Origin of the sequence: Clostridium rhizosphaerae, assembly GCF_016765585.1 — a bacterium.
GTDB classification, from domain to species: Bacteria; Bacillota; Clostridia; order Clostridiales; family Clostridiaceae; genus Clostridium_AT; species Clostridium_AT rhizosphaerae.
In genome coordinates this window covers 293,881-319,851 of the sequence record NZ_JAESWC010000002.1, presented here as the reverse complement: position 1 = coordinate 319,851, position 25,971 = coordinate 293,881, and the positions used below count along the sequence as shown (strand labels likewise).

Here is a 25,971-nt window from a genome sequence, read left to right as displayed (position 1 = left end):
AAAACTTTTTTAATTAGTTGGGCATCCTTTTCTTATATTGTACAACAGTAGAATATTGCGTACGAATGGCTCTATTAAAATAATTTTTAAGGGGGAGCAAGGTATGGAAATAAGATTAATGTCCATTGAGGACTATGACAAAGTAAATCAATTATGGAAAAGTACACAAGGGATGGGTATGCGTAGTTTAGATGACTCTTTAGAAGGTATTAAAAAATTTTTAAAAAGAAATCCTACTACGAATTTTGTTGCACAAGTAGAAAATAACATAGTTGGTGTAATATTATGTGGACATGATGGTAGAAGAGGGTATATCTATCACACAGCTGTTAATATTGCTTACCGTGGAAGAGGAATAGGAAGAACGCTCGTCAATACAGTGGTTAAGGCTTTAAAAAAGGAAGAAATAAACAAAGTTAGTCTTGTTGTATTTTCTTCTAATGATTTAGGAAATAATTTTTGGCAAGCACTTGGGTTTGATAAACGGGATGATTTAATTTACAGAAACTTGATCATAAATGAAAGAAATATCTAATATGTCCTAATAGATTTATATAAAAATACTAAGGAGGATATATGTTATGGCACATGTAAAGGCAAATGGCGTACAAATTGAATATGAAATTTTTGGACAGAAGACAAATCCTACAATAGTGCTTATTGCAGGAAATGGTGCTCAGCTAAATTTTTGGGAACCAGATTTTTGTGAAATGCTTGCAAAGAATAATTTACAAGTTATACGCTTTGATAACCGAGATGCAGGATTGTCTACAAAATTTGATGCGGCTGGTATTCCTGATATGAAAAGAATATACCAGGCGGCACAAGATGGAAAACCAATTAAGACAGCATATACATTGGAAGATATGGCTGATGATGTGGCTGGCTTGCTAGATGCGTTGGAAATAAAGAAGGCTCACATTTGTGGTGCTTCTATGGGAGGCACTATTGCTCAGGTTTTTGCCTATAGGCATCCTTCACGTATATGTAGTTTAATTTCTATTATGTCATCTACAGGTAATCCGAATAATCCGCAAATATCACCGGAAACATTGGCGATTGTTACAGCAACACCTCCATCTGGACGAGATGCATATATTGATTATACTTTACGTATGTGGAGAAATATTTGGAGTAAGGGATTTCCTTTTGAAGAAGAACGTGCAAGACGGTATTGTGAAGAAAGCTATGATCGTTCTTACTATCCACAAGGAGCTGTACGCCAAAATGCAGCGTTAGTTGCTAATGGTGATAGGAGACAACAACTTTCAACATTAACAATTCCAACTCTAGTAATTCATGGAACCGAAGATGTATTGTTTCATGTTGAAGCAGGAAAAGATACAGCACGCACAATACCAAATGCTAAATTACTTTTGATCGAAGGAATGGGACATGATATGCCTAAGGGAACATGGAAATGCATAGTCGAAGCTATTGCTGGTCAGGTAAACGATACGTCCCATTCATGTTAATGTGGAAGATGTAACCCTGTTTATTATGTGCGCAGAAAATAGATTGATTATTATCTCAAATTCCAATTTGTAGTAAGAGTTATTTCATATTTTCTTATATCCCGATACAACCACAAAAACAAAATAACTATTAAAACACCGTATTATTCACCCCTGAATTTTACGGTGTTTTTTATTTAAATAAAGGTTAAAGTCCTAAATGGACTTTAACGAGTAGTTTGCGAGCGGAAGCGAGTGGGTTTAAACTACTCAGTGTTCCGACTGAAAGGAGGGCGACCATGCTAATAAATGACAAACAAATCATCATATCAGCTGCAGGCAGCCGAAAAGCTGCCTTCTGGCCACAGCAGAAGCTTTATTGGTCAGAGCTTGTGGAGAGGCTGAAGACACCTGCCAGAAGTACAGAAACCTTGGCAGAATATCTAAACTACCCTAAGAGTAAACAGGACGAGCTTAAGGATGTAGGCGGTTTTGTGGCTGGAATGCTTAAAGACAATAGAAGAAAAGCAAGCAATGTGATGACAAGAGATGTTATAACTTTAGATTTAGATAATATACAGTCTGGAGGCACACAGGATGTACTTAAAAGAATTGAAGGCTTAGGTTGTGCCTATGCAGTCTATTCTACAAGGAAACATGAAGAGGTAAAGCCAAGGCTGCGTGTGCTTGTACCTTTAAATAGGACGGCTACAGCAGATGAGTATGAGCCCATAGCAAGAAAACTGGCTCAAATAATTGGAATAGAGCTCTGCGATCCAACCACTTTTGAAGCTTCAAGGCTTATGTATTGGCCAAGCTGTTGCCTAGACAGTAACTATGTTTATGCCTATAGTGACAACCCTTTTCTTGATACAGATGGAATGCTTTCAATGTACAAGGACTGGAGAAATGTTTTAGAATGGCCAGAGGTTCCAGGAGTTCAGCAAACCCATATAAGGCAGGCAGCCAAGCAAGGGAATCCAATTGAGAAGACTGGGGTAGTAGGAGCCTTTTGCAGAACCTATGACATATACAGAGCTATGGAAGTTTTTCTTCCCGGAGTTTATATACCTTGCGCAGACGGCTCAGGAAGATACACCTTTTCAGGTGGCTCAACTACAGGAGGAACAGTAGTTTATGAAAATGGCAATTTCCTATATTCACACCACTCTACAGATCCTGCAGGTGGGAAGCTCTGCAACTCCTTTGACCTTGTAAGGCTTCATAAATTCAGTGAAATGGATGATGAAGCAAAGATGGATACACCTGTTGTTAAGCTTCTTTCCTATACAGCCATGTGTGAGCTTGCGGTTAGTGATGCTAGTGTATCATCTCTATTAAATAAGGAAAGATACGAAAAGGCAGTGCAGGATTTTACATTAGCTCAGGAATCTGAGGGTAAGGATGATTTTTCATGGATAGCAAAGCTAAAGATAATGCCGGCCACAGGCGGCATAGCAAAGACCACAAACAACCTTCTCATTATCTTTGAAAATGATCCACTTTTAAAAGGAAAAATAGCATTTGATGAATTTGCTGGGAGAGCTGTGGTTATGGGAGCTGTGCCTTGGGATAAAACTACAGAAAACAGGCAGTGGGGAGACCTAGACGATAAAGGAATCCGCTGGTACGTTGAAAACGCCTATGACATAGTAAGTCCAAGTAAAGTTGATGATGCTCTTGGACTGTGTGCCAACAACCATTCCTTTAATCGTGTGAAGGATTACCTTACAAAGCTTCAATGGGATGGCATAAAGAGGCTGGATACCCTCTTAACTGATTATCTTGGAGCAGTTGATTCCGCCTATACAAGAGCAGTTATGCGAAAGTCCTTAGCTGCAGCTGTGGCACGTGCCATGACACCGGGCTGTAAGTACGACTATATGCCCATACTTGCAGGACCTCAGGGCATAGGCAAAAGTACCTTCTTAAGAATACTAGGACAAAGCTTTTATTCAGACAGCCTTCAGACCTTTGAAGGCAAGGAAGCTTCCGAGATGATCCAGGGAATATGGATAAATGAAATAGGTGAGCTCAGCGGCTTTAATCGTTCAGAGACCAATGCAGTAAAGCAGTTTCTAAGCAGAACTGAGGATATTTACAGAGAGCCCTTTGGAAAGAGAACAAAGGCTTATCCAAGAAGATGCGTATTCTTCGGAACTACCAATGACAGCGAATTTTTAAAGGATAGGACAGGCAACAGACGTTTTTGGCCTGTGGATGTGGGAATAAAGCCTGCAATTAAAAATGTATGGAGCAACTTGCCCGAGGAAGTGGACCAAATCTGGGCTGAAGCTTATCTATACTGGCAATTGGGCGAAACTCTCTACCTTACTGGTGAAGCTGAAACAGAGGGAAAGCGGGAACAGGAAGCGCACGCTGAAAGCAATGCTAAGGAGGGCATCATACGTGAGTTTGTGAGTAAGCCTATTCCGAAAAATTGGGAGAAGCGCAGTTTAAATGAAAGGCGGCTTTATTGGGCTTCGGAGTATGAAAATAGCAATGTTGAAACTGCACAAAGAGACAGAATATGTACTGCTGAGATCTGGTGCGAATGCTTTGGAGGGGATTTGAAGTATATGAAAAGAGTTGATGCATTAGAAATAAACAGCATTTTAGAAAAGCAGCCAGGGTGGAAAAAGCACGAAAGTAATTTTCGGGTAGGTTGTTATGGAACGCAAAAAGGGTTTATAAAATTGTCAACTTACTCTGTCAACTAACAAAAATTTGTCAACTTTCTATTGTCAACCTTGTCAACTTACTATTTTATAAAGTTGACAACAAAGTTGACAGCTTGAGGCCTTGGTATTGCTAGTATTATTACTATTTGTTAACTATGTCAACTTAAATCTATATATAAATAATAAATAGAGAATATATAGATATATAAGGTATATATAAAATGCTTAATATACATAAATAAGTATATATAGTAAGAGTATAAAAGAAAGACGACAAATTCAATATAAAGGAGAAAGAAGGTAGTTTGTGAGTGGAAATGAGCAATCTAAACTACCCAGTGTTCCGACTAAAAGGAGGTGATGCCGCATGAAGTTCATACCCCATGATTACCAGAGATACTGCAAGAAGTGTCGTGCTTTTGCCCGGCGGGGTATAAATATGAGATTGAGAAGGATTTGGAGTTAGTGCATCAGTAGAGATTAACTGGGCAAACCTCTACTAAGAGTTATTAAGCGCCAAATTTATTCCTTGACACAAATATAACAATAGTGTTATAGTAAACCCATAAAAATTAAATAAATCTTCAGGGCAGGGTGTAATTCCCTACCGGCGGTATAGCCCGCGAGCCGTAAGGCAGATTCGGTGAAACTCCGAAGCCGACAGTAAAGTCTGGATGGAAGAAGATTGAATGATAAGTTTATAGTTGAAATCTATGCTTTTTAGTGAAGGAGTAGATTTGCTATAGCCAAAAATGCTTTGCAAAGCCCTGAAATTTTTTCAGGGCTTTTAATTTTTAAAAAATCGAAAAAGTTATTTTTTATTGGTAACAATATACTCAGAGGTGTTGATTATATGGATATTAAGTATATGGAAAGAGCTTTGGAGTTGGCAAAAAAAGGTATTGGGTTTACAAATCCCAATCCGCTTGTTGGGGCAGTAATAGTTAAAGATGGAAGAATAATAGGCGAAGGCTATCATGAGGTTTATGGACAAGGACATGCAGAGGTAAATGCTTTTAAAAATGCCACAGAAGATGTAAGAGGAGCAACTATGTATGTAACCTTGGAGCCATGCTCTCATTATGGCAAAACTCCTCCTTGTGCCAAGGGGATAGTTGAAAAGGGAATAAGAAAGGTTGTTATAGCGTTAGGAGACCCAAATCCTGAAGTAGCAGGAAGAGGTATACAAATCTTGAGAGATAATGGCATTGAGGTTGTAACAGGGGTTTTGGAGGAAGAGAGCAGAAAACTTAACGAAATATTCTTAAAGTACATAACAACAAAAATGCCCTTCTGCATTTTAAAGATTGCAATGACTTTAGATGGAAAGATAGCGTCTAGAACCGGTGACTCCAAATGGATTACAAATGAGGAATCCCGAAAATATGTGCACATGCTAAGGAATAGAGTTGCAGCAATAATGGTTGGAATTGGCACTGTACTTCAGGATGATCCTTATCTAAATACCAGACTTGAGGAAGGCAAAAGCAGCGATCCCATAAGAGTTATTGTGGACACCTATGCCAGAATACCTCTTGAGGCAAATGTGTTGAGTATAAAATCTGAAGCAAGAACAATTGTTGCAGTAACAGAGCTGGCATCGGAAGAAAATTTAAAGAAGCTTAAAAGTAAGGGTGCAGAGATCATTATATGTAGAGCAAACAATGGAAAAGTAGATTTGAATTACCTGATGAAAGCATTAGGTGAAAGAAAAATTGACAGTGTTTTAATAGAAGGTGGCAGTGAGTTAAATTATTCCACCATAGAAGCAGGCATTGTTGATAAAGCTAATGTCTTTATTGCCCCTAAGTTTATAGGAGGAAGTGAAGCAAAAACTCCTGTTGGGGGGCTAGGAAAAGTTTTAATGAAGGAGGCTGAACATTTAAAGAACATTGAGATTTACAGATTCGGTGACGACATAATGGTAGAAGGCTATTTTTAGAAGGAGGTGTATAGTAAATGTTCACAGGACTTGTAGAGGAAATAGGAAGAGTTCAATCCATAGTTAAGGGAACTAAGTCTGCAAAATTACTAATTAATGTCGGCAAAGTTTTGGAAGAGGTAAGGCTTGGTGACAGTATAAGTACTAATGGGGTTTGTCTTACAGTTACAGAGTTTAACTCTAAGAGCTTTGCAGTTGATGTTATGGCAGAAACTATGAGAAGAAGCAATCTACATTTATTGTCTCCAGGAGATGAAGTTAATCTTGAAAGAGCTTTAAAAGTTGGCGATAGGCTAGGTGGACATATGGTAAGCGGCCACATAGATGGTATGGGTACTATAGCTAACTATGAAAAGGAAGATAATGCAATATGGGTAACTATTGCTGCAGATGCAGAAATTTTGAGATATATAGTTCAAAAGGGCTCCATTGCCATAGATGGAATAAGCTTAACTGTAGCTTATGTAGATGAAAGCGTATTTAAGGTTTCAATTATTCCGCATACTAAGGATGTTACAACACTGATTAGGAAGAAGGTTGGAGATGTAGTAAACCTAGAATGCGATATGGTTGGAAAATATATTGAAAAGCTGCTTTTGTCTAAAGAGCAGGCACCAGTTAAGCAAGGGATAGATATGAATTTTTTAAGTAAGCATGGATTTGCATAGTAGGAGGTAGAGTATGTATAAGTTTAATACTATAGATGATGCTATAGAGGATATCAAGGCTGGTAAAATTATAATTGTTGTGGATGATGAGGACAGAGAAAATGAAGGGGATTTGCTTATGGCAGCGGAGAGAGTTACTCCAGAAGCTATTAACTTCATGGCTAAGTATGGCAGAGGATTAATATGTATGCCTGTTGTAGAGGAGAGACTTAAAGAGCTTAACATTGATTATATGGTGGAGAGAAATACAGATTCTCACCAAACTGCATTTACAGTATCTATTGATTCCATAGAGACCACTACGGGAATATCTGCTTATGAGAGAGCACTCACAGTCCAAAAGGTTCTTGATTCAAAATCTACAGGAGAAGACTTTAATAGGCCTGGGCATGTTTTTCCGCTAGTTGCAAAGAAGGGAGGAGTACTAAAAAGAGCTGGTCACACAGAAGCTGCAGTAGATTTAGCTGATTTGGCAGGGTTCTATCCTGCAGGTGTCATATGCGAAATAATGAATGAAGATGGAACAATGGCTAGAGTTCCAGAACTTATGGAATATTCTAAGGAACATAACCTAAAAATAATAACAATTGCAGATTTAATTGCCTACCGCAGAAACAAGGAAATTTATATAAAAAGAGCAGCAGAGGCAAAGATGCCAACAAGATATGGTGAATTTAAAATGGTTGGCTATGAAAATACCTTAAATGGTGAGCACCATGTTGCTTTAGTAAAAGGCGATGTATCCGATGGTGAGCCAGTGCTGGTTAGAGTTCATTCAGAATGCCTTACAGGTGATGCCTTTGGCTCCCTAAGATGCGACTGCGGAGAACAATATGCTGAAGCCATGAGAAAAATTGAAGAGGAAGGAAGAGGAATACTTCTATATATGCGTCAGGAAGGAAGAGGTATTGGGCTTATAAATAAAATAAAAGCCTATGCGCTTCAAGATCAGGGAATGGATACAGTAGAAGCAAATCTAGCACTTGGATTTCCTGAGGATATGAGAGACTATGGAATTGGTGCTCAAATACTGGCAGACCTGGGAGCAAAAAAAGTAAAACTTATGACAAACAATCCTAGAAAGATTAAGGGGCTTTCAGGCTATGGAATAGAAATTGTTGATAGAGTTCCAATCCAGATGAATCACAATGAAAGAAATGAATACTATCTAAAAACTAAGAAAGCAAAGCTTGGTCATATGTTAACCTTTAGTGATAGCAATAAAATAAAATAATAAAACAATAACCTAGAAGAAAATGGAGGAATAATAAAATGAGAACAATTGAAGGAGATTTAATTGCACAAGGACTAAAGTTTGGAATTATTGTAGGAAGATTTAATGAATTTATTGGTGGTAAGCTTGTTTCTGGGGCTTTAGATGCCTTAAAGAGACACGGCGTTAAGGAAGAGAACATTGATTTAACTTGGGTGCCAGGAGCTTTTGAAATACCGCTAATTGCTAAGAAAATGGCTAAAACAAATAAATATGATGGAGTAATATGCCTAGGTGCTGTTATAAGAGGAGCTACATCACACTTTGATTATGTATCAAGTGAAGTATCGAAAGGTATTGCAAGCGTGTCCCTAGAAACAGAAGTACCTGTAATATTTGGAGTTTTAACAACAGATACTATTGAGCAGGCAATTGAAAGAGCTGGAACCAAGGCAGGAAACAAGGGCTATGATGCAGCTGTTACTGCTATTGAAATGGCAAACCTACTTAAACAATTTTAGTCCAGTTGGTGATAACTTGAAATTATTTAAAGATATAAAAACAATATTTTTTGACTATGATGGAACACTTCATAATAGTATAGCTATCTACGCTCCAGCTTTTAGAAAGGCTTATGAGTATCTTGTAGAAGAAGGCTATGTTCAGCAAAGGGATTGGTCAAACAGTGAGATAAGCTATTGGCTTGGTTTTAACCCACAGGACATGTGGAAAAGATTTATACCTGATCTTAGCGAGGAGCTGAGACAGCACTGCAGCAGCATTATAGGAGAAGAAATGAAGCGCCTTATTGAACAGGGAAAACCTGTACTTTATGAAGGGGCAATAGAAACATTGAATTACCTTAAAAATAAAGGATATCACCTTGTTTTTATAAGTAACTGCAAAAACTATTACAAGGAGTCTCACAGCAAGCTATTTAAGCTGGATAGGTATTTTGAAGCCTTGATTTGTTCCGATGAATATAATTTTATTCCAAAGCATGAGATATTAAGCATAATTAAAAATAACTACCCTGAAGCTATGGTGATAGTAGGAGATAGAAATCAGGATATAGAAGCTGGAAAGAAAAATAATATTCATACTATAGGCTGTAGTTATGGATTTGCACTTGAGAAAGAGCTTGATGATGCTGATATTTTAATAGGTGATATTAGAGAATTAGTTAAATATTTATAACTTAAAAGAGAGTTTGTCTACACAAAGGATGTGGAGACAGACTCTCATTTTATTTGACTTACAAGCTTTGATAAATATAATTGCATCAAGTAGTTTATAGCACTTAAATGAGGTACCGCTCGGCAACTCTTCAGTTATCAAGCATGAAATAGAAAAGTTTCTAGGGATAGTAAGTTAATTAATTATTAAAGGAATATAGAGGCTGGTTAAGAACTGATGTAGAGTTTTTGGCCGGTCTTTTATATTTATTTGATATAAAAATTAATATTCTGGAGGAATTTGGACTAGATTGTAGGATAATGAAGTAAGTTAAAATATTTGATGAGACATTATGTTTATAACGGGAAGTTTGGTGCGAGGTATTAATTTTAGAATGGATTAAGCAAATTTAGAATATAATGCAGTGAACCGTACCATAAGTAAATGAGGTTTATGCCTTAACCATTAAAATTGCTTGGTTAGGGATTTTTTATGGGAAAAATAGCCTATAATAATTACTAAAATATAGTAAGCCTAGCTATGGATTTTTACAAAATATGTTATAATTAAAAGAGCTGAAATATTAGATGAAGCTTGTGAAAAGCTTATAAAGTTTACAGCTTCAGTTGAACCAATTCTAGCGAACGTTCTAAAATACAATAAGGTTTACAGTGCATATATAATATTACTTGAGTGAGTCTAGAATTTTACAGGGGGATAAGGGAAATGAAACGTTTTTTGAGATATTCAGGGTATGCTGCAGTTATTTCAATATTTGTAGTTTTTAACTTTATAATGTTAAACAGCTTAAGGCAGGATAAAACAGTTGAAGGCCCTATAAAACCGAAAATAGTCCTCATTTCTCACGTGTATTCAAATCCTTACTGGCAATATGTGAAGGCAGGAGCTGAGATGGCAGCTAAGGAAAGAGGTGCAGTGGTGGAATATCAAGGCCCTGACAGCGCCAGTGCAGAAGAAGGAATAAAACTTATAAACATGGCGTATGCAGCAAGGGCTAGCGGAATAATTGCCTATGTTCAGGACGAAGACAAATACAATCCTATAATAAATAAGGTTATTCAGGGTGATGTACCTTTAGTAACCATAGACTCAGACGCGGAAAAGAGTAAACGATTAGCCTATGTAGGCACTGACAATGTGAATGCAGGAAAAGTTGGAGCAAAGGAGCTTATAAATCAAGTAGGAATAGATGGACATATAGGTATAATCATGGGCGGGAAAAATGTTAAAAACCAGATTGAGAGAGTTGAAGGGTTTAAAGAATATATTAAAACTAATTCAAAGCTTAGCATAACGGATATTGAATCCTCTGATTCATACCTTTTAGAGGCAGAACTTGCAGCTGAAAAGATAATTTTGAATAATAATGATATTAAAGCACTATTTTGCACCTCTGCTTTAGACGGAGTAGGAGCAGCCAAGGCCGTGAGTAAGCTTGGACTTTCAGGCAAGGTTAAAATAATATGTTTTGATGATTTGCCTGAAACTATTGAAGCAATAAAAAATGGAATCATTACTTCTGTTGTTGTGCAAAGACCTTACTTAATGGGATATAACGCAGTTAATATAATAATGGATAATATTCAAGGAAAAGAAACTAAAGGTACCTTCCTCACAGATGTATTCATACTTAAGAAGGACAACCTTCAACAATACGAAAAGGATCAAGGAGGGTATAATAGTGAAACCAAATAGTCTTAAAAGCAAATTTATAATTTTTGCCATAATTATAATAACTCCTATTGCAACCTGTAGTATTATATCCTTGGTAATGAGCAAGAGAATAAACGATCACTATAATATTATGATGAACAAAATGAGCACTACAAATCAAATTAAAAGTTATCTTACAGATTCTTTTAATAACTTTAATAAATATATACAAACCAATACTCTTGAAAGTAAACGAATTTATGAGGACAGCTATAATAAGGCCACGCTAAATCTTAATTATCTTAAAGCAAACACAGACCTTGAGAGCAGGTATATTCTAAGAGATTTGGAAAATTCCTTAGGGAGCTATAAGGCTTCCGCAGACGAAACAATCAAGATTCATGACAATCAAAATAATATAGATGCGTACTATAGTGGATATGTTAATACCAAGGATATTGCAAGCTATTGCAACGTGTTTATAGGCAAGCTTAGCGACAGTTATCTTAACTATAATAACGAGATTTACAATAAGCTAAAAGAAAAAGAGAAGTTTATTTATAAGGTTTTAATAGCCTACATTGTGGTAGCCCTTCTCATAAGTATTTTCTATACTTTACTTTTCTTAAGGAATATATTGAGTAAGCTTAGAGAGCTTGTTGATACGTCTGAAAAGGTTTCCAGTGGAGATTTTACCTATTATGAAGTCAGGAAGATTGATATTTATGAATTGGATATATTATCTGCTGCTTTTAGCACAATGATAAGCAATATTAAAGATCATATTAATACCTTGAAAGAAACCGCAGAACTTCAAAAGAAGATAAGTGATGACGAGATGAAGCTTTTAAAATATGAAAATGCCCTTAAGCTTTCACAGTTGAAGGTGCTTCAATCTCAAATAAATCCCCATTTTCTATTTAATACTCTTAACTGTATAAATCAGACAGCTATCAAGGAAAATGCTTTGGATACTGAAAGCCTTATTAGGTCAGTTTCAGGAATTTTAAGATACAGCTTAAGCATGATGAATAGAAACGCTACATTAGAGCAGGAAATTGAAATAATCAAGCAGTATATGTTTATTCAGCAGCTAAGATATGGGGACAGAGTCTCCTTCGTACTAGACATAGATGCAGACCTGTCAAAAGTTAAAATTCCAGGAATGACCCTTCAGCCCTTTGTAGAAAATGCCTTTATTCATGGGATTGAGCCAAAGGAAGAAGGGGGAACCATTACAATTGATATTCATGAGGAAGAGAGCAGCTGTATAATAATTGTAGAAGACAATGGATGCGGCATAGATGAAGAAACCTTAAGCAAGATAACCTCGGAAGATTTTACACAGGAACATATTGGCCATACCACAGGAATGGGGATAAAGAGTGTTGTGGAAAGGCTGGAACTGATGTATGAAGAAAAAAACATGTTTGAAATAGAGAGCCATAAGGGTGTTGGTACAAAAATCTATTTAAAAATTCCAATAAAGGGGTTGGGGGAAGATGCTAAAGCTTCTAATAGCTGATGACGAGCAATATGAGAGAGACTCTATAATAAGCATACTTAATGGAACTTTTAAGGATGAACTGGAAATAACCGAGGCAAGAAACGGAAGGGAAGCCATTGAGGTTTCAGAGAGACTAAGACCAGAAATAATTATAATGGACATAAAAATGCCTGGAATTAATGGTCTTCAGGCAATACATGAGATTAGAAAATTTCTTCCGAGTGTCTATATTATAATACTTACTGCCTATGATTATTTTGATTTTGCAGTTGAGGCTGTGAAAAGCAATGTAAAAGAATACATTTTAAAGCCCTTCAGCAGAGAAGATATAACTCAAAAGATAAAATCTGCTGCTGACTTTGCAAACAGAGAAAAGGAAAAAAGGAAAAAAGAAATCGAGAATCAGGAACGACTATACAATCTTATGCCAATTCTTGAAAACGAGTTAAGCTACTCAATAATTAATAATTCTATAAATTCTATAGACTACGAAACTTATCTCAACTATTTAGGCATGGATTTTTATAATGCCTGCTCATTGGTGGTTAAGTTTAAAGAAGAGGGCAAATCTCAGAAGCTTAAGATTAGAATTGGCGAGTATGTAAAGGAATACATTAACAGAAGATATAAGGCCATCGCAAGTTATAGATTTACAAAGAACTTAGTATATTTTATTCAATTGAATCAACACGTTCAGGAGTATGACGCAAGATTTGATATAATAAATCTTGCTGCTGATGTTAGAAGAGAGGTAAAAAGGGTTTTTGATATATCCATTAAAATAGGAATTGGAAAGTTTTATAACGGCTTGGAACAAATTCATGAATCCTATAAAGAGGCATGCAGTTCATTGGAATTTATAACAGAGAGTATCAATGTAGTTCACTTTGAAGATATAGAGAGCAGCATGGCAGCTAAAGAGATAGTTTTCACAGGACAAATAAATGCATATAAGGAAAAAAATGTTCTTTTTAAAAAAGTAGAGCAATATATTTCAGATAATTTAAAGGAAGAACTGGACCTTGAAAAGACAGCGGCAAAATTTAACCTAAGCTCCTATTACTTTAGCAGAAGCTTCAAGGAAGCATTGGGGTATAATTTCTCGGATTACATTAATATGCTTAGGATTAAAAGAGCTAAGGAAATGTTAAAGGCTGAGTCATTAAGTATCAAGGAAGTTGGATATTCCGTAGGCTATAGTGATCCTAATTACTTCAGTAAAGTATTTAAGAAATATGAGGGAGTAACACCAACTGAATTTAAAGCTAAGCTTTAAAATGCTATACAGCAGTTTGCTGTATAGCATTTTTTTGCTTTTAAACCTAGTAATTTTATGCTGTAAAGTCAGCATTTTTTTAAAGGAAACAGACAAGTAATTACGTTGAGATAAACGTTTACAAAATATATGATGAAGGTGTAAATAAAATAATTTTACATAGGGGGAATTAAAATGAAAAAAGTAATTGCTTCAGTTTTAACTGCAGTACTCGCTCTTGGATTAGCTGGATGTTCATCTTCAGCAACACCAACTAATACTGGAAGCTCAGGCGGAGATTCCAAGGCTAAAGTAATTGGGGTGGCTATGCCAACACAATCTCTTCAACGCTGGAACCAAGACGGCGACAACATGAAGAAACAGCTTGAAGCTAAGGGCTACAAGGTTGATTTGCAATATGCAAACAATGATGTAAACACACAAACACAACAAGTAGAAAATATGATTACCAAGGGTTCAAAAGTGCTTGTAATAGCCTCAATTGACGGATCTGCTATGTCAGATGTTCTTAAAAAGGCTGCAGACAGCGGAGTTAAGGTAATTGCCTATGACAGATTAATAATGAAGAGTCCTAATGTAGACTACTATGCAACCTTTGATAACTTCAAGGTTGGAGTAACACAAGGAAAATACATTGAAGATAAGCTTGGTCTAAAGGATGGAAAAGGCCCATTCAACATTGAATTATTTGGCGGTTCTCCAGACGATAATAATGCAACCTTCTTCTTTAATGGTGCAATGAGCATACTTCAGCCATATATAGACAATGGCAAGTTAGTTGTAGTAAGTGGACAAAAGGAATTTACAAAGATTGCTATTCAAGGCTGGGATTCTGCAAAGGCTCAGGCAAGAATGGATAACCTTATAACTGGTAACTATGCAAGCGGAAAGAAGCTTGATGTAGTTCTTTCTCCAAACGACAGCTTAGCTATAGGTATAATCGCATCCCTTAAGAACGCTGGTTATGGAACTGGTGATAAGCCATATCCAATAATCACTGGTCAAGATTGTGACAAGCCAAATGTATTAGCCATGATAAATGGACAACAATCAATGTCAATATTCAAGGATACAAGAACTCTTGCTGTTAAAGTTGTTGAAATGGTTGACGCTGTTCTTCAAGGAAAAGAAGCAGCAGTTAATGATACAAAGACTTATAACAACGGAAGCAAAGTTGTTCCATCCTTCCTTTGCGATCCTGTTTACGCTGATAAGAACAATTACAAGCAAATCCTTATAGACAGCGGATACTATAAGGAATCAGATTTAAAATAGTTGAAAGTTCATAATTAACAATTGAAAGTTAATGTTTCCCTTTCTTTCATAAAAATGTTTTGCCGGTAAAACTTGAGGTTTTACTGTGCAAAACATTCTTTGTTACTTAAGTTAATTGTTAATTACTTTACAGGCAAAATCGGTGGGGGTGAAATAATGGCTGAATTTATACTGGAAATGAGAAATATTACGAAGCTTTTTCCTGGAGTTAAAGCTCTTGATAATGTAAATTTAAAAGTTAAATCTGGCGAAATTCATGCACTAGTAGGAGAAAACGGAGCGGGAAAATCCACTCTTATGAGTGTGCTAAGTGGAATTTATCCATATGGTTCATATAGTGGAGACATTATTTTTGAAGGAAATGTATGTAGTTTTAAGGATATAAAGGACAGCGAGAAAATAGGCATAGCCATAATTCATCAGGAACTTGCACTTATACCTTATCTTTCAATTGGCGAAAACATTTTTCTCGGCAATGAAAGAGCTAAAAATGGCATTATTAATTGGAATACAACTCACATAAAGGCAACTGAATATTTAAATAGAGTTGGACTTAAAGAAAGTTCGCAAACCCTTATAAAGGACATTGGAGTTGGCAAGCAGCAGCTTGTTGAAATAGCTAAGGCCCTTGCTAAAGATGTAAAACTGCTTATATTGGATGAACCGACAGCAGCTTTAAATGAAGAGGATTCAGATAATCTTCTTGGATTAATATTAGAATTAAAAAAGCACGGAATTACCTCAATAATTATTTCCCATAAGCTTAATGAAGTAATTAAAGTTGCAGACACAATAACCGTACTTCGTGACGGAGCTACAATAGAAACTATGGTAAAGGATGCAACTGTAAGTGAAGACAGGATTATTAAAGGTATGGTAGGCCGTGATTTAGTAAATAGATTTCCAAAGCGTGAAGTGAGTATTGGAGAGATTTATTTCGAGATTAATGATTGGAATGTTTTCGATCCAGTTGTTGATGGAAAAAAGATAATCAAGAACGTGAACCTTAAAGTTCACAGAGGAGAAGTTGTTGGAATATCAGGTCTAATGGGGTCGGGAAGAACAGAGCTTGCCATGAGTGTTTTTGGAAGGGCTTACGGCAAACATATCACAGGAAAAGTAAAGAAGGATGGAAAAGAGCTCCTTCTAAAGAATGTTAGACAAGCAATAGAAAATGGCTTGGCTTACGTTACAGAGGACAGAAAAACAGCAGGCTTAGTCCTTATAGATAATATAAAGAAAAACATATCTATAGCTAAGCTCACTAAATTAAGTAAAAATCAAATTATAGATGAGAATAAGGAAATTCAGGTTGCTGAGGAATTAAGAAGAAAACTAAACATTAAGTCTTCAAGCATTCTACAAAGGACAGGAAACTTATCAGGTGGAAATCAGCAAAAGGTAGTTCTTAGTAAATGGATATTTACAGACCCGGATGTATTAATATTGGATGAACCTACTCGTGGAATAGATGTAGGTGCAAAGTATGAGATTTATACTATTATTAACAAGCTTGCAGAAGAAGGCAAGTCCATAATAATTATCTCATCTGAACTTCCTGAAATCTTAGGAATGTGCGATAGAATTTATGTCATGAATGAAGGAAGAATTGTTGGAGAGCTTGATCAGAAGAATGCATCACAAGAAAGCATAATGAAGTGCATAATGCAGAGCAATAGGGAGGTAGTATAATGGAACCAGTTAGAAAGATTTCCAGTAGTAAAGCAGAAAACAGTATGATAGATGTTATAAAAAATGTGGCAAAAAGCAATGTAAGACAATACGCAATGCTTGTTGCATTAGTAGCTATAGTAATTTTATTTCAGATTTTAACTAATGGGGTACTTCTTTTGCCTATGAACGTAACAAATTTAGTACTGCAAAACAGCTACGTAATAATACTTGCAATTGGTATGACTCTTTGTATCTTAACAGGTGGAAACATAGACCTGTCTGTAGGTTCTGTATGTGCCTTTATTGGTGCTATTGCAGGTATAATGATAATAAATATGAAGATGAATATAGCTCTTGCTATAGTTGCCTGCCTGTTAATTGGATTGGTAATCGGAATTTGGCAGGGATTTTGGATTGCTTATGTAAGAATTCCAGCCTTTATAGTTACCCTTGCAGGCATGCTTTTATTTAGGGGACTTACCATTACAATGTTAAAAGGACTAACTCTATCACCATTCCCCGAAAAATTTCAGCTTATAAGTGCTGGTTTCATTCCCGACCTATTTAAAGGCCTAGGCATTAATTTAAATGTTACCGCTTTATTGCTTGGCCTTATAATCTCTCTTCTATATTTATATCTGCAAGTAAAAGGAAGAGCAGAAAGACAAAAATATAATTTGGAAGATGTACCATTTGGACTATTCGTTATTCAGTTAGTTGTAATCCTTGCTGCCGTGAATGTATTTACTTACTGGCTGGCTGCTTACAAAGGTATTCCTGTTATACTAGTGCTAATAGGAACACTTACTGCAGTATATTCCTTCTTTACTACAAGGACAATTTCGGGAAGATATATATATGCAATGGGTGGAAACGAGAAAGCAGCTAAGCTTTCCGGTATTAATACAAACAAAGTTCTTTTCTTAACTTATGTAAACATGGCCGTATTAGGAGCTGTAGCAGGTATAGCCTTTAGCTCACGTCTTAATGCGGCATCCCCCCAAACAGGAGTCAACTTCGAGCTTGATGCAATAGCAGCCTGTTTTATAGGTGGAGCATCAGCTTATGGTGGTGTAGGAACAATTGTAGGAGCAATAATTGGAGCCTTAGTTATGGGAGTTCTTAACAACGGTATGTCCATACTTGGTGTAGGCAGCGATATGCAAATGACAATAAAAGGCTTTGTACTTTTAATGGCTGTAGCTTTTGATGTGCTTTCAAAAAACAAATCGAAATCATAACTGTGGTGAAATAATACGGAAGTAAAAACTTTATAAATAATTTTTTAAGCAAAGAAGCTAGCTAACCATTTAACTATATTTATGGTTAACTAGCTCTTTTCTTTTTTCATTTCTATCTTTGAGAGATTATAACATTTGATCCTTATGCCCTTCGCGAATCAAGTGATATTCTCCGGTCTCAGTGTTTAAATCATAGATATTAAAATTTGTTCGGATATCGAAGCCTTCATGGTGAACAGCCAAATTTATAGAAGCTGACCCATCTTCTCCGCTGACAATTCGATGAAAGACACCTGCAGGCCAGACAAGCATTGCCCCGCCATTGTATAGGAGTTCACCATTTTTTAAGATTTTGTCGGGATATACAGTAAAGTGTTCCACCTTACCATGTGCTTTGTTGTAAATGTCAACCTCACGTCTGCCGTGAAGAACTAGAAGATTATCGTCCTGATGAGGATGCAAGTACCATGGATGTGAGACTGAGCCAACTGGTCCGGGAGAAACTGCACTGTGTTCATGAAGCACGCGATCTATAGAATCAATATGTGCAATACTGTCCATTGGGAAAAGATCAAAAATTACACCTTCTGTTTTTCTAAATGGCTTGAGTTCAATGATGCTGTATAGATTTTTAACTTCTTCGATTATATTCATAGTAACCTCCTTTATAAAGAACGGATAATTGTGAATTCATTATAAATATAACATAAGTATAACCCAAGTATTACCTGAATATCAAGTTTAGCACCGATAAGTTTTTCATTTAAAGAAATAGGTATATCTTATTAAATATGCTATAATTGAATAAGCATTTTAATCTGAATTTATTTTGAGTGTACTTAAGGGAGATATTAAATTTTGAATACGAATTTGACAGAGGGAAAGATTTTAAAAAAATTAATAATTTTAGCACTGCCTATTATGGGAACATCATTTATACAAATGGCTTATAATTTGGCGGACATGCTATGGGTTGGAATTTTAGGCTCAAGAGCTGTTACAGCTGTTGGAACTTCGGGTTTTTTTACCTGGTTTGCCTTTGCTTTCATAACCATTCCGCAAATAGGTGCTGCAGTTGGAATAGCACAAGCAGTAGGAAAGAAGGATACAGAGGAAACTAAAAGCTATATAAGACATTCATTGCAGTTAGATGTGATTTTAGCACTGCTTTATGGTGCTACCATATTCATATTTAGAAGACAGTTTATAGGTTTTTTTAATCTCAAGGGTGATGATATTATTAACAATGCTTCAAGTTTTCTAGGCATAATATCACTGGGTATGGTGTTTTTCTTTTTGCCTCCTGTACTTACAGCCATTTTTAATGGACATGGAGACAGCAAGACGCCTTTTATAATCAACACTATAGGGCTGGTTATTGCTATAACACTGGACCCCTTACTAATATTAGGAATAGGGCCTTTCCCAAGGCTTGAGGTTGCCGGAGCTGCTATTGCAACTATATTTGCCCAATTTGTTGCAACATCAATCTATATTTTTGTTATATTGAAAAAAACCAATTACCTTAAAGGTATTAATTTTCTGCAAAAACCTGACTGGAAGCACATGAGAAAGATAGTGAGATTTGGTTTGCCTGTATCGCTTCAAAGTGGAGCCTTTACGTTAATAGCTATGGTAATTGCCAGAATACTTTCAAACTGGGGGCCAACACCCATTGCGGTACAAAGTGTGGGATCACAAATAGAGTCCTTATCCTGGATGACCGCAGGAGGCTTTCAAACAGCTTTAGCCGCTTTTGTGGGCCAAAACTTTGGTGCGAAAAAGTGGGATAGAATTTATAAGGGATATTTTACAGCCTTAGGCATTATTTCTGTTATAGGATTAATAACGTCAAGTCTCTTAATATTCTTGCCGGGACCAATTTTCTCGATTTTTATACGGGAGAAGGATGTTGTAAAAGAAGGAATAGTATATCTTAGAATACTTGGGGTTTCACAATTTTTCATGTGTATAGAAATAACCACTACAGGAGCTTTTAATGGACTTGGAAGAACAGTACCGCCTTCTCTGAATGGTATTGTTTTTAATACCTTGAGAATTCCAGGTGCATTACTATTATCAGCAGGATTGGGTTTGTCCGGGGTTTGGTGGAGCATAAGCCTCAGCAGTATAATGAAAGGTATCATACTAACAAGTTGGTTTATTATTTTTCTCAGCAGGCATCCTGAAATAGGGGAAAGAAAGATTTTTCCTTTTAAAAGATTGAGAACTTGATGAAGTAATGTAGTGGTGCGATAATATAATCAATATAATTGCTTATTTAGAATTCAAGAAAGCAGCACAAACCCCTATACTTAAAATTGTATAGGGGTTTGTGCTGCTATAATCTTCTTTAAAATTGTTATATAGAATATATTACTTATGAAACTTTTTAATAAATTCTTCTACTTCAGGAATACCACCTTGATAAATTAGATATCCATTGTATGGTTCTCTCTCTGTAATTTCCCCGCATACAGGAGTAAGCATTATTTCTTTAACTTTTGATAAATCCGAAGTTTGCCCTAGTGCCCAGCCTAGTTTAATATAAGCAACTTCCGGCAGCATATTTTCTGCAGGTATTATGCCCATAGTCATTAAATCTCTACCTGTATCGTAGACGAACATATTAACATAGCCCCATAGAGTTTGCACTGTCATATAGATGGCTACTCCTTTTTCAGCAGCACGTTTAATTGCAGGGTAGAGCAGCTTATTAATATGACCTAGACCTGTACCTGCTATAACAATCCCTTTATAACCCAGGTCAATCATAGCATCTATTATATCCGGATTCATATTTGGATAATAATAAAGCAGAGATACACGTTCTTCAAACACAGGAGTTATAATTGCGTTTCTGTCACTACGGCGGTGATTGTAATCAGTGCGAAGAGGTGTTATTTTCTGCCGATTCACCATTGCTAGTGGAATATCTCCGATAGTACGAAATGTTGAACGGTAGGAGGAATGCATTTTTCGTACTCGAGTACCGCGGTGTAATAAGCCGTATTCGTCGGAGGTTGGTCCAAACATACAAACCATTACTTCAGCAATATCTGAATCTGAGGCTGTTTTTGCTGCATGAATCAGGTTTAGGGCTGCATCAGAAGATGGTCTATCTGATGAGCGCTGCGACCCAACCATAACAATGGGAATTGGTGAGTTTTGCACCATAAAAGATAGAGCTGCTGCTGTATGACTCATTGTGTCAGTACCATGACCTATGATAATGCCATGGGTACCTTTTTTAATTTCTTCTCCAATAGATTGAGCCAGAACTTTATACTCTGCAGGCCCCATATTTTCTGAAAATACAGCAAAAAGTTTCTCAGTACTTAGATTACAAATATCTGCAAGTTCAGGTACAGCACCATATAATTCACCTGGTGAGAATGCAGGAATAACAGCTCCAGTACGATAATCAAGACGGGAGGCTATGGTGCCGCCTGTACCCAGCAGTTTCACATTACGTTTTTCTTTAGACACCGGAAACTCCCTTTCTGGAATTTTATATTGAATTTCTTTAAAATTAAATTCCTTCATATCCAAAATTGTATCTACAGCAATTCCTATATTGTATCCAGTGGCCAGCTTGATTACTATATGTTTATCATCGTCGTTTTCAGAACGTGGAAGTAAAACTCCCTTAAATTCCCCGCGAGTAGTCTTTATAACGGCCTCACTCCAGACGCGCATATTAAAGCTTTTTAAAACTTCTAAGGCCGTGCCTTTATATCCCTTTAAACTATCACTCATTATCGCATTCCACCTTTGCTATAATATCAGCAAGTTCATTAAGAGGGATGTTCCCAAGGGCTATTTTACGTAATTCTTTCATCATCCACCTGAATTTTGTTTTATTATCCTTTGAGGTATTAATTTCATAGAACTTTTTACTCATAGATGGAATCATTGAAAGAATGCTGTTTCTGCTGCGTCTAGTAAAGTTTATACTCTTTAATACAGACATCATTTCCATTTCAGGATGTGTATATATTACAGGCAGCATGTCATAAGCAATATCATACTCTAAATTATGTTCTTTCATGAAGACAAAAAGGTCATATATTTTTTCGAAATTAAAGGATAAATTGGTGCTAAATTTTCCTTGTATGTGCTTAAGTCTGTGAGCTAGTAAAGCTGCAACAATAATGGGCTTTATCTTAAAATCATTAGAAATCCTCTCCATAAGGGGAACTAGATTATTCTTTAAAAGATAGAAGAAAGTGTCCCTAGGTATTTCCCAGCTTTCAAGCTGAGCTATACTCTCATTTAGAGCTTTGGGAAGCATACTGCGCGCATTACTTATTAAATCCTCGCTGATAGAAATAGGCGCAGAGTCAGTATCTGGATACATACGGTCAGCTCCTGGCAAAACTCGTTCAAACATAGTGGTACCATTTTCTAAAGACTTTCTTGTTTCATTAGGTACTCCAATAAAGGCCATTCTACAGCGTTCTTCGATGGTTTCTAGTGCTGTGGGTATATCAGCTTCAGGACCCCATATAAGTATTTGAGCATCCTCATCCTTGGCATTAAGCAGTTTAGAAATATATCTAAAGTCAATAGACTTACTATCACTGTCCAAGCTTTCTGAATGCGTCATATTGGGTTTTTCAATACAAGAAATTACTTTTAATCTGTCAGAGATTTCATCTGCGAACATTCGGCCAGGTTGAGTAAAAAACGAGAGAATGCCTTTAAAGCCTGGCAGGTTTACTGCTACTATTGCATAGCTTTTATTTAAAGCTTCAAAAACTTGATTCGATGAGGCAGCAACATTGTTCTCACTTATAACTGCATGACTAATTCTCCATTCTTGGAAGAAGGGTATTCTTGTTAATAAATCACTTTTGATTTCTAAAAGGCTCTTCTGGCGAAAGGCTTCATTGTGTACTAATTCTGGTATGGAGTTAATACGAGACACTCCCTTAATTTCCACTCTAGTGCCCCCAGCAATACTAACATTAACATCCTCACGTGCAGCCCCAATGCCTGTCCTTACATTACCGGTGCTGCGGTTTAGAAAACGTATATACTGGGCAGCTTCGTAAGCTTCATCAGGAGTTTTCATATCTGGATAGGTAACAGTCTCTATAAGCGGCATGCCTAACCTATCTGTTGTATATACTCTCACGTGAGCAATGTCTGAAATTTCACGACAAGAATCCTCTTCTATACTAAGCTGAATTATTCGAACGACCTTGTTTCTTAAGGGTATCTGCCCTTCAATGCTAACTATACCTGTTCGCTGAAAACCAGTAGGAATACTGCCATCTAGATATTGCTTGCGTGTGATATGCAGCTCACCTACAATATTAGTTTTAAGAAGCAATGCTATCTCTAATGCAATTTGCAGTGCTTGCTTGTTTATCTTAAAAGGAGGTGTGTCATCAACATCATAGGTGCAGGTGGTCTCGTTGGCAATACGGTATATAATAGTTTTTTTTGTTTTAAACTCCATAAGTGCAGTACCGTCGTATCCACCCATTTCGCTTAAGGTAGGCCTCATATGTCTTATGACTTCTGCATGAAATTTACCTTTTTCCTGAAAAACACCTGCAGGGCAATGACAAAAGAGCTTCTTATCTGTTTTCAGCTGTTGATGAACTTCTAGACCACACATAAATCCTAATTTTTCATATGTCTCAGGTTGAGCTTGTTTACGAGGGGTGTAACCAATGCGCTTTTGAGTTTCTATATAGTTATTTTCCATTTTTGTTAATCCTCCTAGATTAATATTTCAAAAGCATTTATACAAGTCCGAGAAGTATTTCTTAAAGCTTGGACATAACTTTAAAATAATAAATTTATAATAAATATTACTAATAGGTACTAATGAGCAGCTTGTAAGGTTTTATTAGAAAAATATTGTATCTAATCTTTATAAGAAGTATATGATTTATTATTTTAAATTATGAAGTATAACTTTTTAGTTAATATATGAGAGCTATAATATAATACAATGAGGTTATTTATAAATAAGCAGGGAAGTTTTTATGGAGAAAAGAATGAAAATTAGAGTATTTGAAAAGTTGAGAGTTAAAGGTTAATAAAGAAAAGCTCGGCAAATGCCGGGCTTAAAGATTCTTTCAACAGAATCGTCTAATCTACTTGTGTTCTATTAAGTTTGTTACAGGAACCTTAATTTGATCTTTAGGTTCACTTAGTAAGTGGATATAAGCTGTATTATTGATTTCATTAACTTTTTCTATATATACTGGGGAACCATTATATTCTACATTAGCCATATCCGGGGAAGTAGCGATTTCTCTTGCACGTTCGGTCTTCATAAAAACACCTCCATTAGTTATTTAGACAATTATATTATTCACGTGCAATGTTTTAATTATTCTTTAGTATAATGGTGTTGAATTTTTTCTCTGAAATCTAATAGAAGGATGGTAAAATAGAGATAAAGGTCATGAACAAATCTTAACAAAATCAAATGATTGTACTAAAGAGAGCAGGCTCTCTAGATTTAGCAGCTAGAGTAGAAAGATTTAAAAGATAGGGGATGTAGTATATGAATCTTAAAATATTAAAGAAAGCTGATTTTACAACAACTAAGTGGTCTGGCGGCGATACAACGCAGCTTTATATCTACCCCGAAGATGGTAGTTATACAGAAAGAAACTTTTTATTTCGATTAAGTTCGGCTACAGTAACTGATGAAAAATCAACCTTTACAAAGCTTGATGGTGTATCTAGAAAATTAATGGTTTTAGCTGGGGAGATGAAACTAGAACACTTAGGAAGATATAGTAAAGTACTAAGAGAATTTGAACAGGATAGCTTTATGGGAGACTGGGATACTGCAAGCTATGGAAAGGTTATAGACTTTAATCTAATGACTAAAGAGGGGTGCATAGGCATGCTTGAAAATATCAAGGTCGCATCAGATTCTAAAGTGACACTAGAGTTTACTGGTAATAAATTAAGTAATGTGATAATATCATTATACCCTGTTAGAAATAGTATGAAGTTATTGTTTGGAGAAGAGGAAATAGTTGTTGAAGAAAAGAACTTACTGTTAATTGAGCAAGCTAAACCGGGAGAGGGCAGCACAATTACTATTTCTAATGAGAATAAGGAAGGCATATTAAATGTTGTAATGGCAGAAGTAGTTTTTGGATAACAGCAGCACCAATAATCCTTAAGTTGTTTTATAAATAAATTTATTTATAATCTTGTAAAGTGATTAAAATTGTGGACTATCAGAGATAATTGATATAGAACTTAAAACAAATGAAGGGGATGATGATATGAATCCTATAATTGAGGTTAAAAATTTTACTAAAAAATATGGTGATTTTACAGCAGTAAATGATATTTCTTTTACTGTGGAAGAAGGGAGCATTTTCGCTTTTTTAGGACCCAATGGTGCAGGTAAGAGCACTACCATAAATACGCTATGTACAATATTTGAAAAGACGTCAGGGACCCTTTTAATAGATGGAAAGGATGTTACTGCACAAAAGGGTGAAGTTAGATCAGCAATTGGAGTTGTGTTTCAGGAGTCAACCTTAGATTCAAAAATGACAGTTGAAGAGAATCTTAAACTACACTGTGTGTTTTATCATGTTCCTAAAAGGGAAGTTGAGGAGCGTATTAAGTTTGTTTTAAATTTAGTTGATTTATTAGGTGAAAGAAAGAAATTAGTAGGTGCTTTATCAGGCGGAATGAAACGCCGTGTAGAAATTGCCCGCGGGTTAATTCACTACCCAAAGGTATTATTTTTAGATGAGCCTACCACAGGGCTTGATCCACAAACCAGAGCTCATATTTGGGAGTATATTGTGAAGCTTCAAAAGGAAAGGAATATAACTATCTTTCTAACCACTCATTACATGGAGGAAGCAGAAATCTGTAATAAGATTGCAATTATAGACGACGGCAAAATAGTTGCCCATGATACACCCTATGCACTCAAAAAAGAGTATACAAGGGATAAGGCCTTTATCACTACAAAGGATGATCCTGAGCTTGAGCAGATACTTACGCAATATAAAATGAACTATGTGAAAAAGGATGGCTATTACAAGGTTGACGCTGAAAACATAAATCTCCTACTTAAGGTTTTAAGTCTGCAAAAGGAAGTAATTACTGACATTGAAATAAAAAAAGGCACCTTTAATGATGTATTTCTAGAAATAACCGGCAGAAAAATTAGGGAGGAAGCATAGT

The 25,971-nt window shown here is 36.0% G+C and carries 21 protein-coding genes and 1 riboswitch; of the genes, 17 read left to right on the top strand and 4 right to left on the bottom strand.

Annotation, left to right across the window (positions count from 1 at the left end; translation table 11 throughout):
- Positions 1 to 103 precede the first annotated feature (103 nt).
- The 14 genes from JK636_RS04725 (at position 104) to mmsB (ending at position 17,781) form a co-directional block, all read left to right on the top strand.
- Positions 104 to 535 (top strand): GNAT family N-acetyltransferase, encoded by a 432-nt coding sequence (locus JK636_RS04725; protein ID WP_202747681.1) that lies wholly within the window; start codon positions 104 to 106, stop codon positions 533 to 535.
- Between the two features lie 46 nt (positions 536 to 581).
- Complete coding sequence (locus tag JK636_RS04720) at positions 582 to 1,475, top strand: alpha/beta fold hydrolase (protein ID WP_202747680.1); 894 nt, start codon at positions 582 to 584, stop codon at positions 1,473 to 1,475.
- 278 nt (positions 1,476 to 1,753) lie between these two features.
- A complete protein-coding gene (locus JK636_RS04715; RefSeq protein ID WP_202747679.1) occupies positions 1,754 to 4,174 on the top strand; it encodes a virulence-associated E family protein in 2,421 nt (806 codons plus the stop codon).
- Positions 4,175 to 4,711: 537 nt separating this feature from the next.
- A riboswitch (FMN riboswitch) is annotated at positions 4,712 to 4,825 on the top strand.
- Between the two features lie 163 nt (positions 4,826 to 4,988).
- On the top strand, positions 4,989 to 6,077 hold the full coding sequence (ribD, locus tag JK636_RS04710) for a bifunctional diaminohydroxyphosphoribosylaminopyrimidine deaminase/5-amino-6-(5-phosphoribosylamino)uracil reductase RibD (RefSeq protein WP_202747678.1): 1,089 nt from the start codon (positions 4,989 to 4,991) through the stop codon (positions 6,075 to 6,077).
- 17 nt (positions 6,078 to 6,094) lie between these two features.
- Positions 6,095 to 6,745 carry a riboflavin synthase gene (locus tag JK636_RS04705; protein ID WP_202747677.1) on the top strand — a complete coding sequence of 217 codons (651 nt, stop codon included), beginning with the start codon at positions 6,095 to 6,097 and terminating at the stop codon, positions 6,743 to 6,745.
- A 13-nt stretch (positions 6,746 to 6,758) separates the two neighbouring features.
- Positions 6,759 to 7,979, top strand: coding sequence for a bifunctional 3,4-dihydroxy-2-butanone-4-phosphate synthase/GTP cyclohydrolase II (locus JK636_RS04700; protein WP_202747676.1), 1,221 nt, complete (start codon positions 6,759 to 6,761; stop codon positions 7,977 to 7,979).
- 38 nt (positions 7,980 to 8,017) lie between these two features.
- Positions 8,018 to 8,479 (top strand): 6,7-dimethyl-8-ribityllumazine synthase, encoded by a 462-nt coding sequence (gene ribH / locus JK636_RS04695; protein ID WP_202747675.1) that lies wholly within the window; start codon positions 8,018 to 8,020, stop codon positions 8,477 to 8,479.
- Positions 8,427 to 9,155, top strand: coding sequence for an HAD family hydrolase (locus JK636_RS04690; protein ID WP_243428118.1), 729 nt, complete (start codon positions 8,427 to 8,429; stop codon positions 9,153 to 9,155). Before ribH ends, JK636_RS04690 begins: the two co-directional genes overlap by 53 nt.
- Positions 9,156 to 9,860: 705 nt before the next feature.
- Positions 9,861 to 10,850 carry a substrate-binding domain-containing protein gene (locus JK636_RS04685; protein WP_202747674.1) on the top strand — a complete coding sequence of 330 codons (990 nt, stop codon included), beginning with the start codon at positions 9,861 to 9,863 and terminating at the stop codon, positions 10,848 to 10,850.
- Positions 10,837 to 12,333, top strand: a complete 1,497-nt coding sequence (locus tag JK636_RS04680) for a sensor histidine kinase (RefSeq protein ID WP_338025727.1) — start codon at positions 10,837 to 10,839, stop codon at positions 12,331 to 12,333. The genes JK636_RS04685 and JK636_RS04680 overlap by 14 nt, the downstream gene beginning before the upstream one ends.
- A complete protein-coding gene (locus JK636_RS04675) occupies positions 12,311 to 13,591 on the top strand; it encodes a response regulator (RefSeq protein WP_202747672.1) in 1,281 nt (426 codons plus the stop codon). Before JK636_RS04680 ends, JK636_RS04675 begins: the two co-directional genes overlap by 23 nt.
- 174 nt (positions 13,592 to 13,765) lie before the next feature.
- Positions 13,766 to 14,866: a multiple monosaccharide ABC transporter substrate-binding protein gene (gene chvE, locus JK636_RS04670; protein ID WP_202747671.1), complete on the top strand. Its 1,101-nt coding sequence runs from the start codon at positions 13,766 to 13,768 to the stop codon at positions 14,864 to 14,866.
- Positions 14,867 to 15,022: 156 nt separating this feature from the next.
- Positions 15,023 to 16,558 (top strand): multiple monosaccharide ABC transporter ATP-binding protein, encoded by a 1,536-nt coding sequence (mmsA, locus tag JK636_RS04665; RefSeq protein WP_202747670.1) that lies wholly within the window; start codon positions 15,023 to 15,025, stop codon positions 16,556 to 16,558.
- Positions 16,559 to 16,602: 44 nt separating this feature from the next.
- Positions 16,603 to 17,781, top strand: coding sequence for a multiple monosaccharide ABC transporter permease (gene mmsB, locus JK636_RS04660; protein ID WP_243428159.1), 1,179 nt, complete (start codon positions 16,603 to 16,605; stop codon positions 17,779 to 17,781).
- Between the two features lie 126 nt (positions 17,782 to 17,907).
- Here mmsB and JK636_RS04655 read toward each other — a convergent pair whose 3' ends face one another.
- Positions 17,908 to 18,435 (bottom strand): hypothetical protein, encoded by a 528-nt coding sequence (locus JK636_RS04655; RefSeq protein ID WP_202747668.1) that lies wholly within the window; start codon positions 18,433 to 18,435, stop codon positions 17,908 to 17,910.
- A gap of 204 nt (positions 18,436 to 18,639) precedes the next feature.
- Here JK636_RS04655 and JK636_RS04650 point away from each other — a divergent pair, with 204 nt between their 5' ends.
- Positions 18,640 to 20,016: an MATE family efflux transporter gene (locus tag JK636_RS04650; protein ID WP_202747667.1), complete on the top strand. Its 1,377-nt coding sequence runs from the start codon at positions 18,640 to 18,642 to the stop codon at positions 20,014 to 20,016.
- Positions 20,017 to 20,157: 141 nt separating this feature from the next.
- Here the strand turns inward: JK636_RS04650 and gatD are convergent, their stop codons facing one another.
- The 3 genes from gatD to JK636_RS04635 all read right to left on the bottom strand — a co-directional run bounded on the left by gatD (position 20,158) and on the right by JK636_RS04635 (position 24,077).
- Positions 20,158 to 21,480, bottom strand: coding sequence for a Glu-tRNA(Gln) amidotransferase subunit GatD (gatD, locus tag JK636_RS04645; RefSeq protein WP_202747666.1), 1,323 nt, complete (start codon positions 21,478 to 21,480; stop codon positions 20,158 to 20,160).
- A 52-nt stretch (positions 21,481 to 21,532) separates the two neighbouring features.
- Positions 21,533 to 23,500: a Glu-tRNA(Gln) amidotransferase subunit GatE gene (gatE, locus tag JK636_RS04640; protein WP_202747665.1), complete on the bottom strand. Its 1,968-nt coding sequence runs from the start codon at positions 23,498 to 23,500 to the stop codon at positions 21,533 to 21,535.
- Between the two features lie 394 nt (positions 23,501 to 23,894).
- Complete coding sequence (locus tag JK636_RS04635; protein ID WP_202747664.1) at positions 23,895 to 24,077, bottom strand: H-type small acid-soluble spore protein; 183 nt, start codon at positions 24,075 to 24,077, stop codon at positions 23,895 to 23,897.
- Positions 24,078 to 24,310: 233 nt separating this feature from the next.
- Here JK636_RS04635 and JK636_RS04630 point away from each other — a divergent pair, with 233 nt between their 5' ends.
- Both JK636_RS04630 and JK636_RS04625 read left to right on the top strand, forming a co-directional pair.
- Complete coding sequence (locus JK636_RS04630; RefSeq protein ID WP_202747663.1) at positions 24,311 to 24,922, top strand: HutD/Ves family protein; 612 nt, start codon at positions 24,311 to 24,313, stop codon at positions 24,920 to 24,922.
- A 127-nt stretch (positions 24,923 to 25,049) separates the two neighbouring features.
- Complete coding sequence (locus tag JK636_RS04625; RefSeq protein ID WP_202747662.1) at positions 25,050 to 25,970, top strand: ABC transporter ATP-binding protein; 921 nt, start codon at positions 25,050 to 25,052, stop codon at positions 25,968 to 25,970.
- Position 25,971 lies beyond the last annotated feature (1 nt).

Bases quoted from the DNA above. Each gene is read 5' to 3' on its own strand.
- JK636_RS04630 (WP_202747663.1), top strand. From the start codon at position 24,311: ATGAATCTTAAAATATTAAAGAAAGCTGATTTTACAACAACTAAGTGG.
- JK636_RS04675 (WP_202747672.1), top strand. From the start codon at position 12,311: ATGCTAAAGCTTCTAATAGCTGATGACGAGCAATATGAGAGAGACTCT.
- mmsA (WP_202747670.1), top strand. From the start codon at position 15,023: ATGGCTGAATTTATACTGGAAATGAGAAATATTACGAAGCTTTTTCCT.
- gatD (WP_202747666.1), bottom strand. From the start codon at position 21,480: ATGCGCGTCTGGAGTGAGGCCGTTATAAAGACTACTCGCGGGGAATTT.
- chvE (WP_202747671.1), top strand. From the start codon at position 13,766: ATGAAAAAAGTAATTGCTTCAGTTTTAACTGCAGTACTCGCTCTTGGA.
- ribH (WP_202747675.1), top strand. From the start codon at position 8,018: ATGAGAACAATTGAAGGAGATTTAATTGCACAAGGACTAAAGTTTGGA.
- gatE (WP_202747665.1), bottom strand. From the start codon at position 23,500: ATGGAAAATAACTATATAGAAACTCAAAAGCGCATTGGTTACACCCCT.
- JK636_RS04625 (WP_202747662.1), top strand. From the start codon at position 25,050: ATGAATCCTATAATTGAGGTTAAAAATTTTACTAAAAAATATGGTGAT.
- JK636_RS04725 (WP_202747681.1), top strand. From the start codon at position 104: ATGGAAATAAGATTAATGTCCATTGAGGACTATGACAAAGTAAATCAA.
- JK636_RS04700 (WP_202747676.1), top strand. From the start codon at position 6,759: ATGTATAAGTTTAATACTATAGATGATGCTATAGAGGATATCAAGGCT.
- mmsB (WP_243428159.1), top strand. From the start codon at position 16,603: ATGATAGATGTTATAAAAAATGTGGCAAAAAGCAATGTAAGACAATAC.
- JK636_RS04715 (WP_202747679.1), top strand. From the start codon at position 1,754: ATGCTAATAAATGACAAACAAATCATCATATCAGCTGCAGGCAGCCGA.
- JK636_RS04635 (WP_202747664.1), bottom strand. From the start codon at position 24,077: ATGAAGACCGAACGTGCAAGAGAAATCGCTACTTCCCCGGATATGGCT.
- JK636_RS04690 (WP_243428118.1), top strand. From the start codon at position 8,427: ATGATGCAGCTGTTACTGCTATTGAAATGGCAAACCTACTTAAACAAT.
- JK636_RS04705 (WP_202747677.1), top strand. From the start codon at position 6,095: ATGTTCACAGGACTTGTAGAGGAAATAGGAAGAGTTCAATCCATAGTT.
- JK636_RS04720 (WP_202747680.1), top strand. From the start codon at position 582: ATGGCACATGTAAAGGCAAATGGCGTACAAATTGAATATGAAATTTTT.
- ribD (WP_202747678.1), top strand. From the start codon at position 4,989: ATGGATATTAAGTATATGGAAAGAGCTTTGGAGTTGGCAAAAAAAGGT.
- JK636_RS04685 (WP_202747674.1), top strand. From the start codon at position 9,861: ATGAAACGTTTTTTGAGATATTCAGGGTATGCTGCAGTTATTTCAATA.
- JK636_RS04655 (WP_202747668.1), bottom strand. From the start codon at position 18,435: ATGAATATAATCGAAGAAGTTAAAAATCTATACAGCATCATTGAACTC.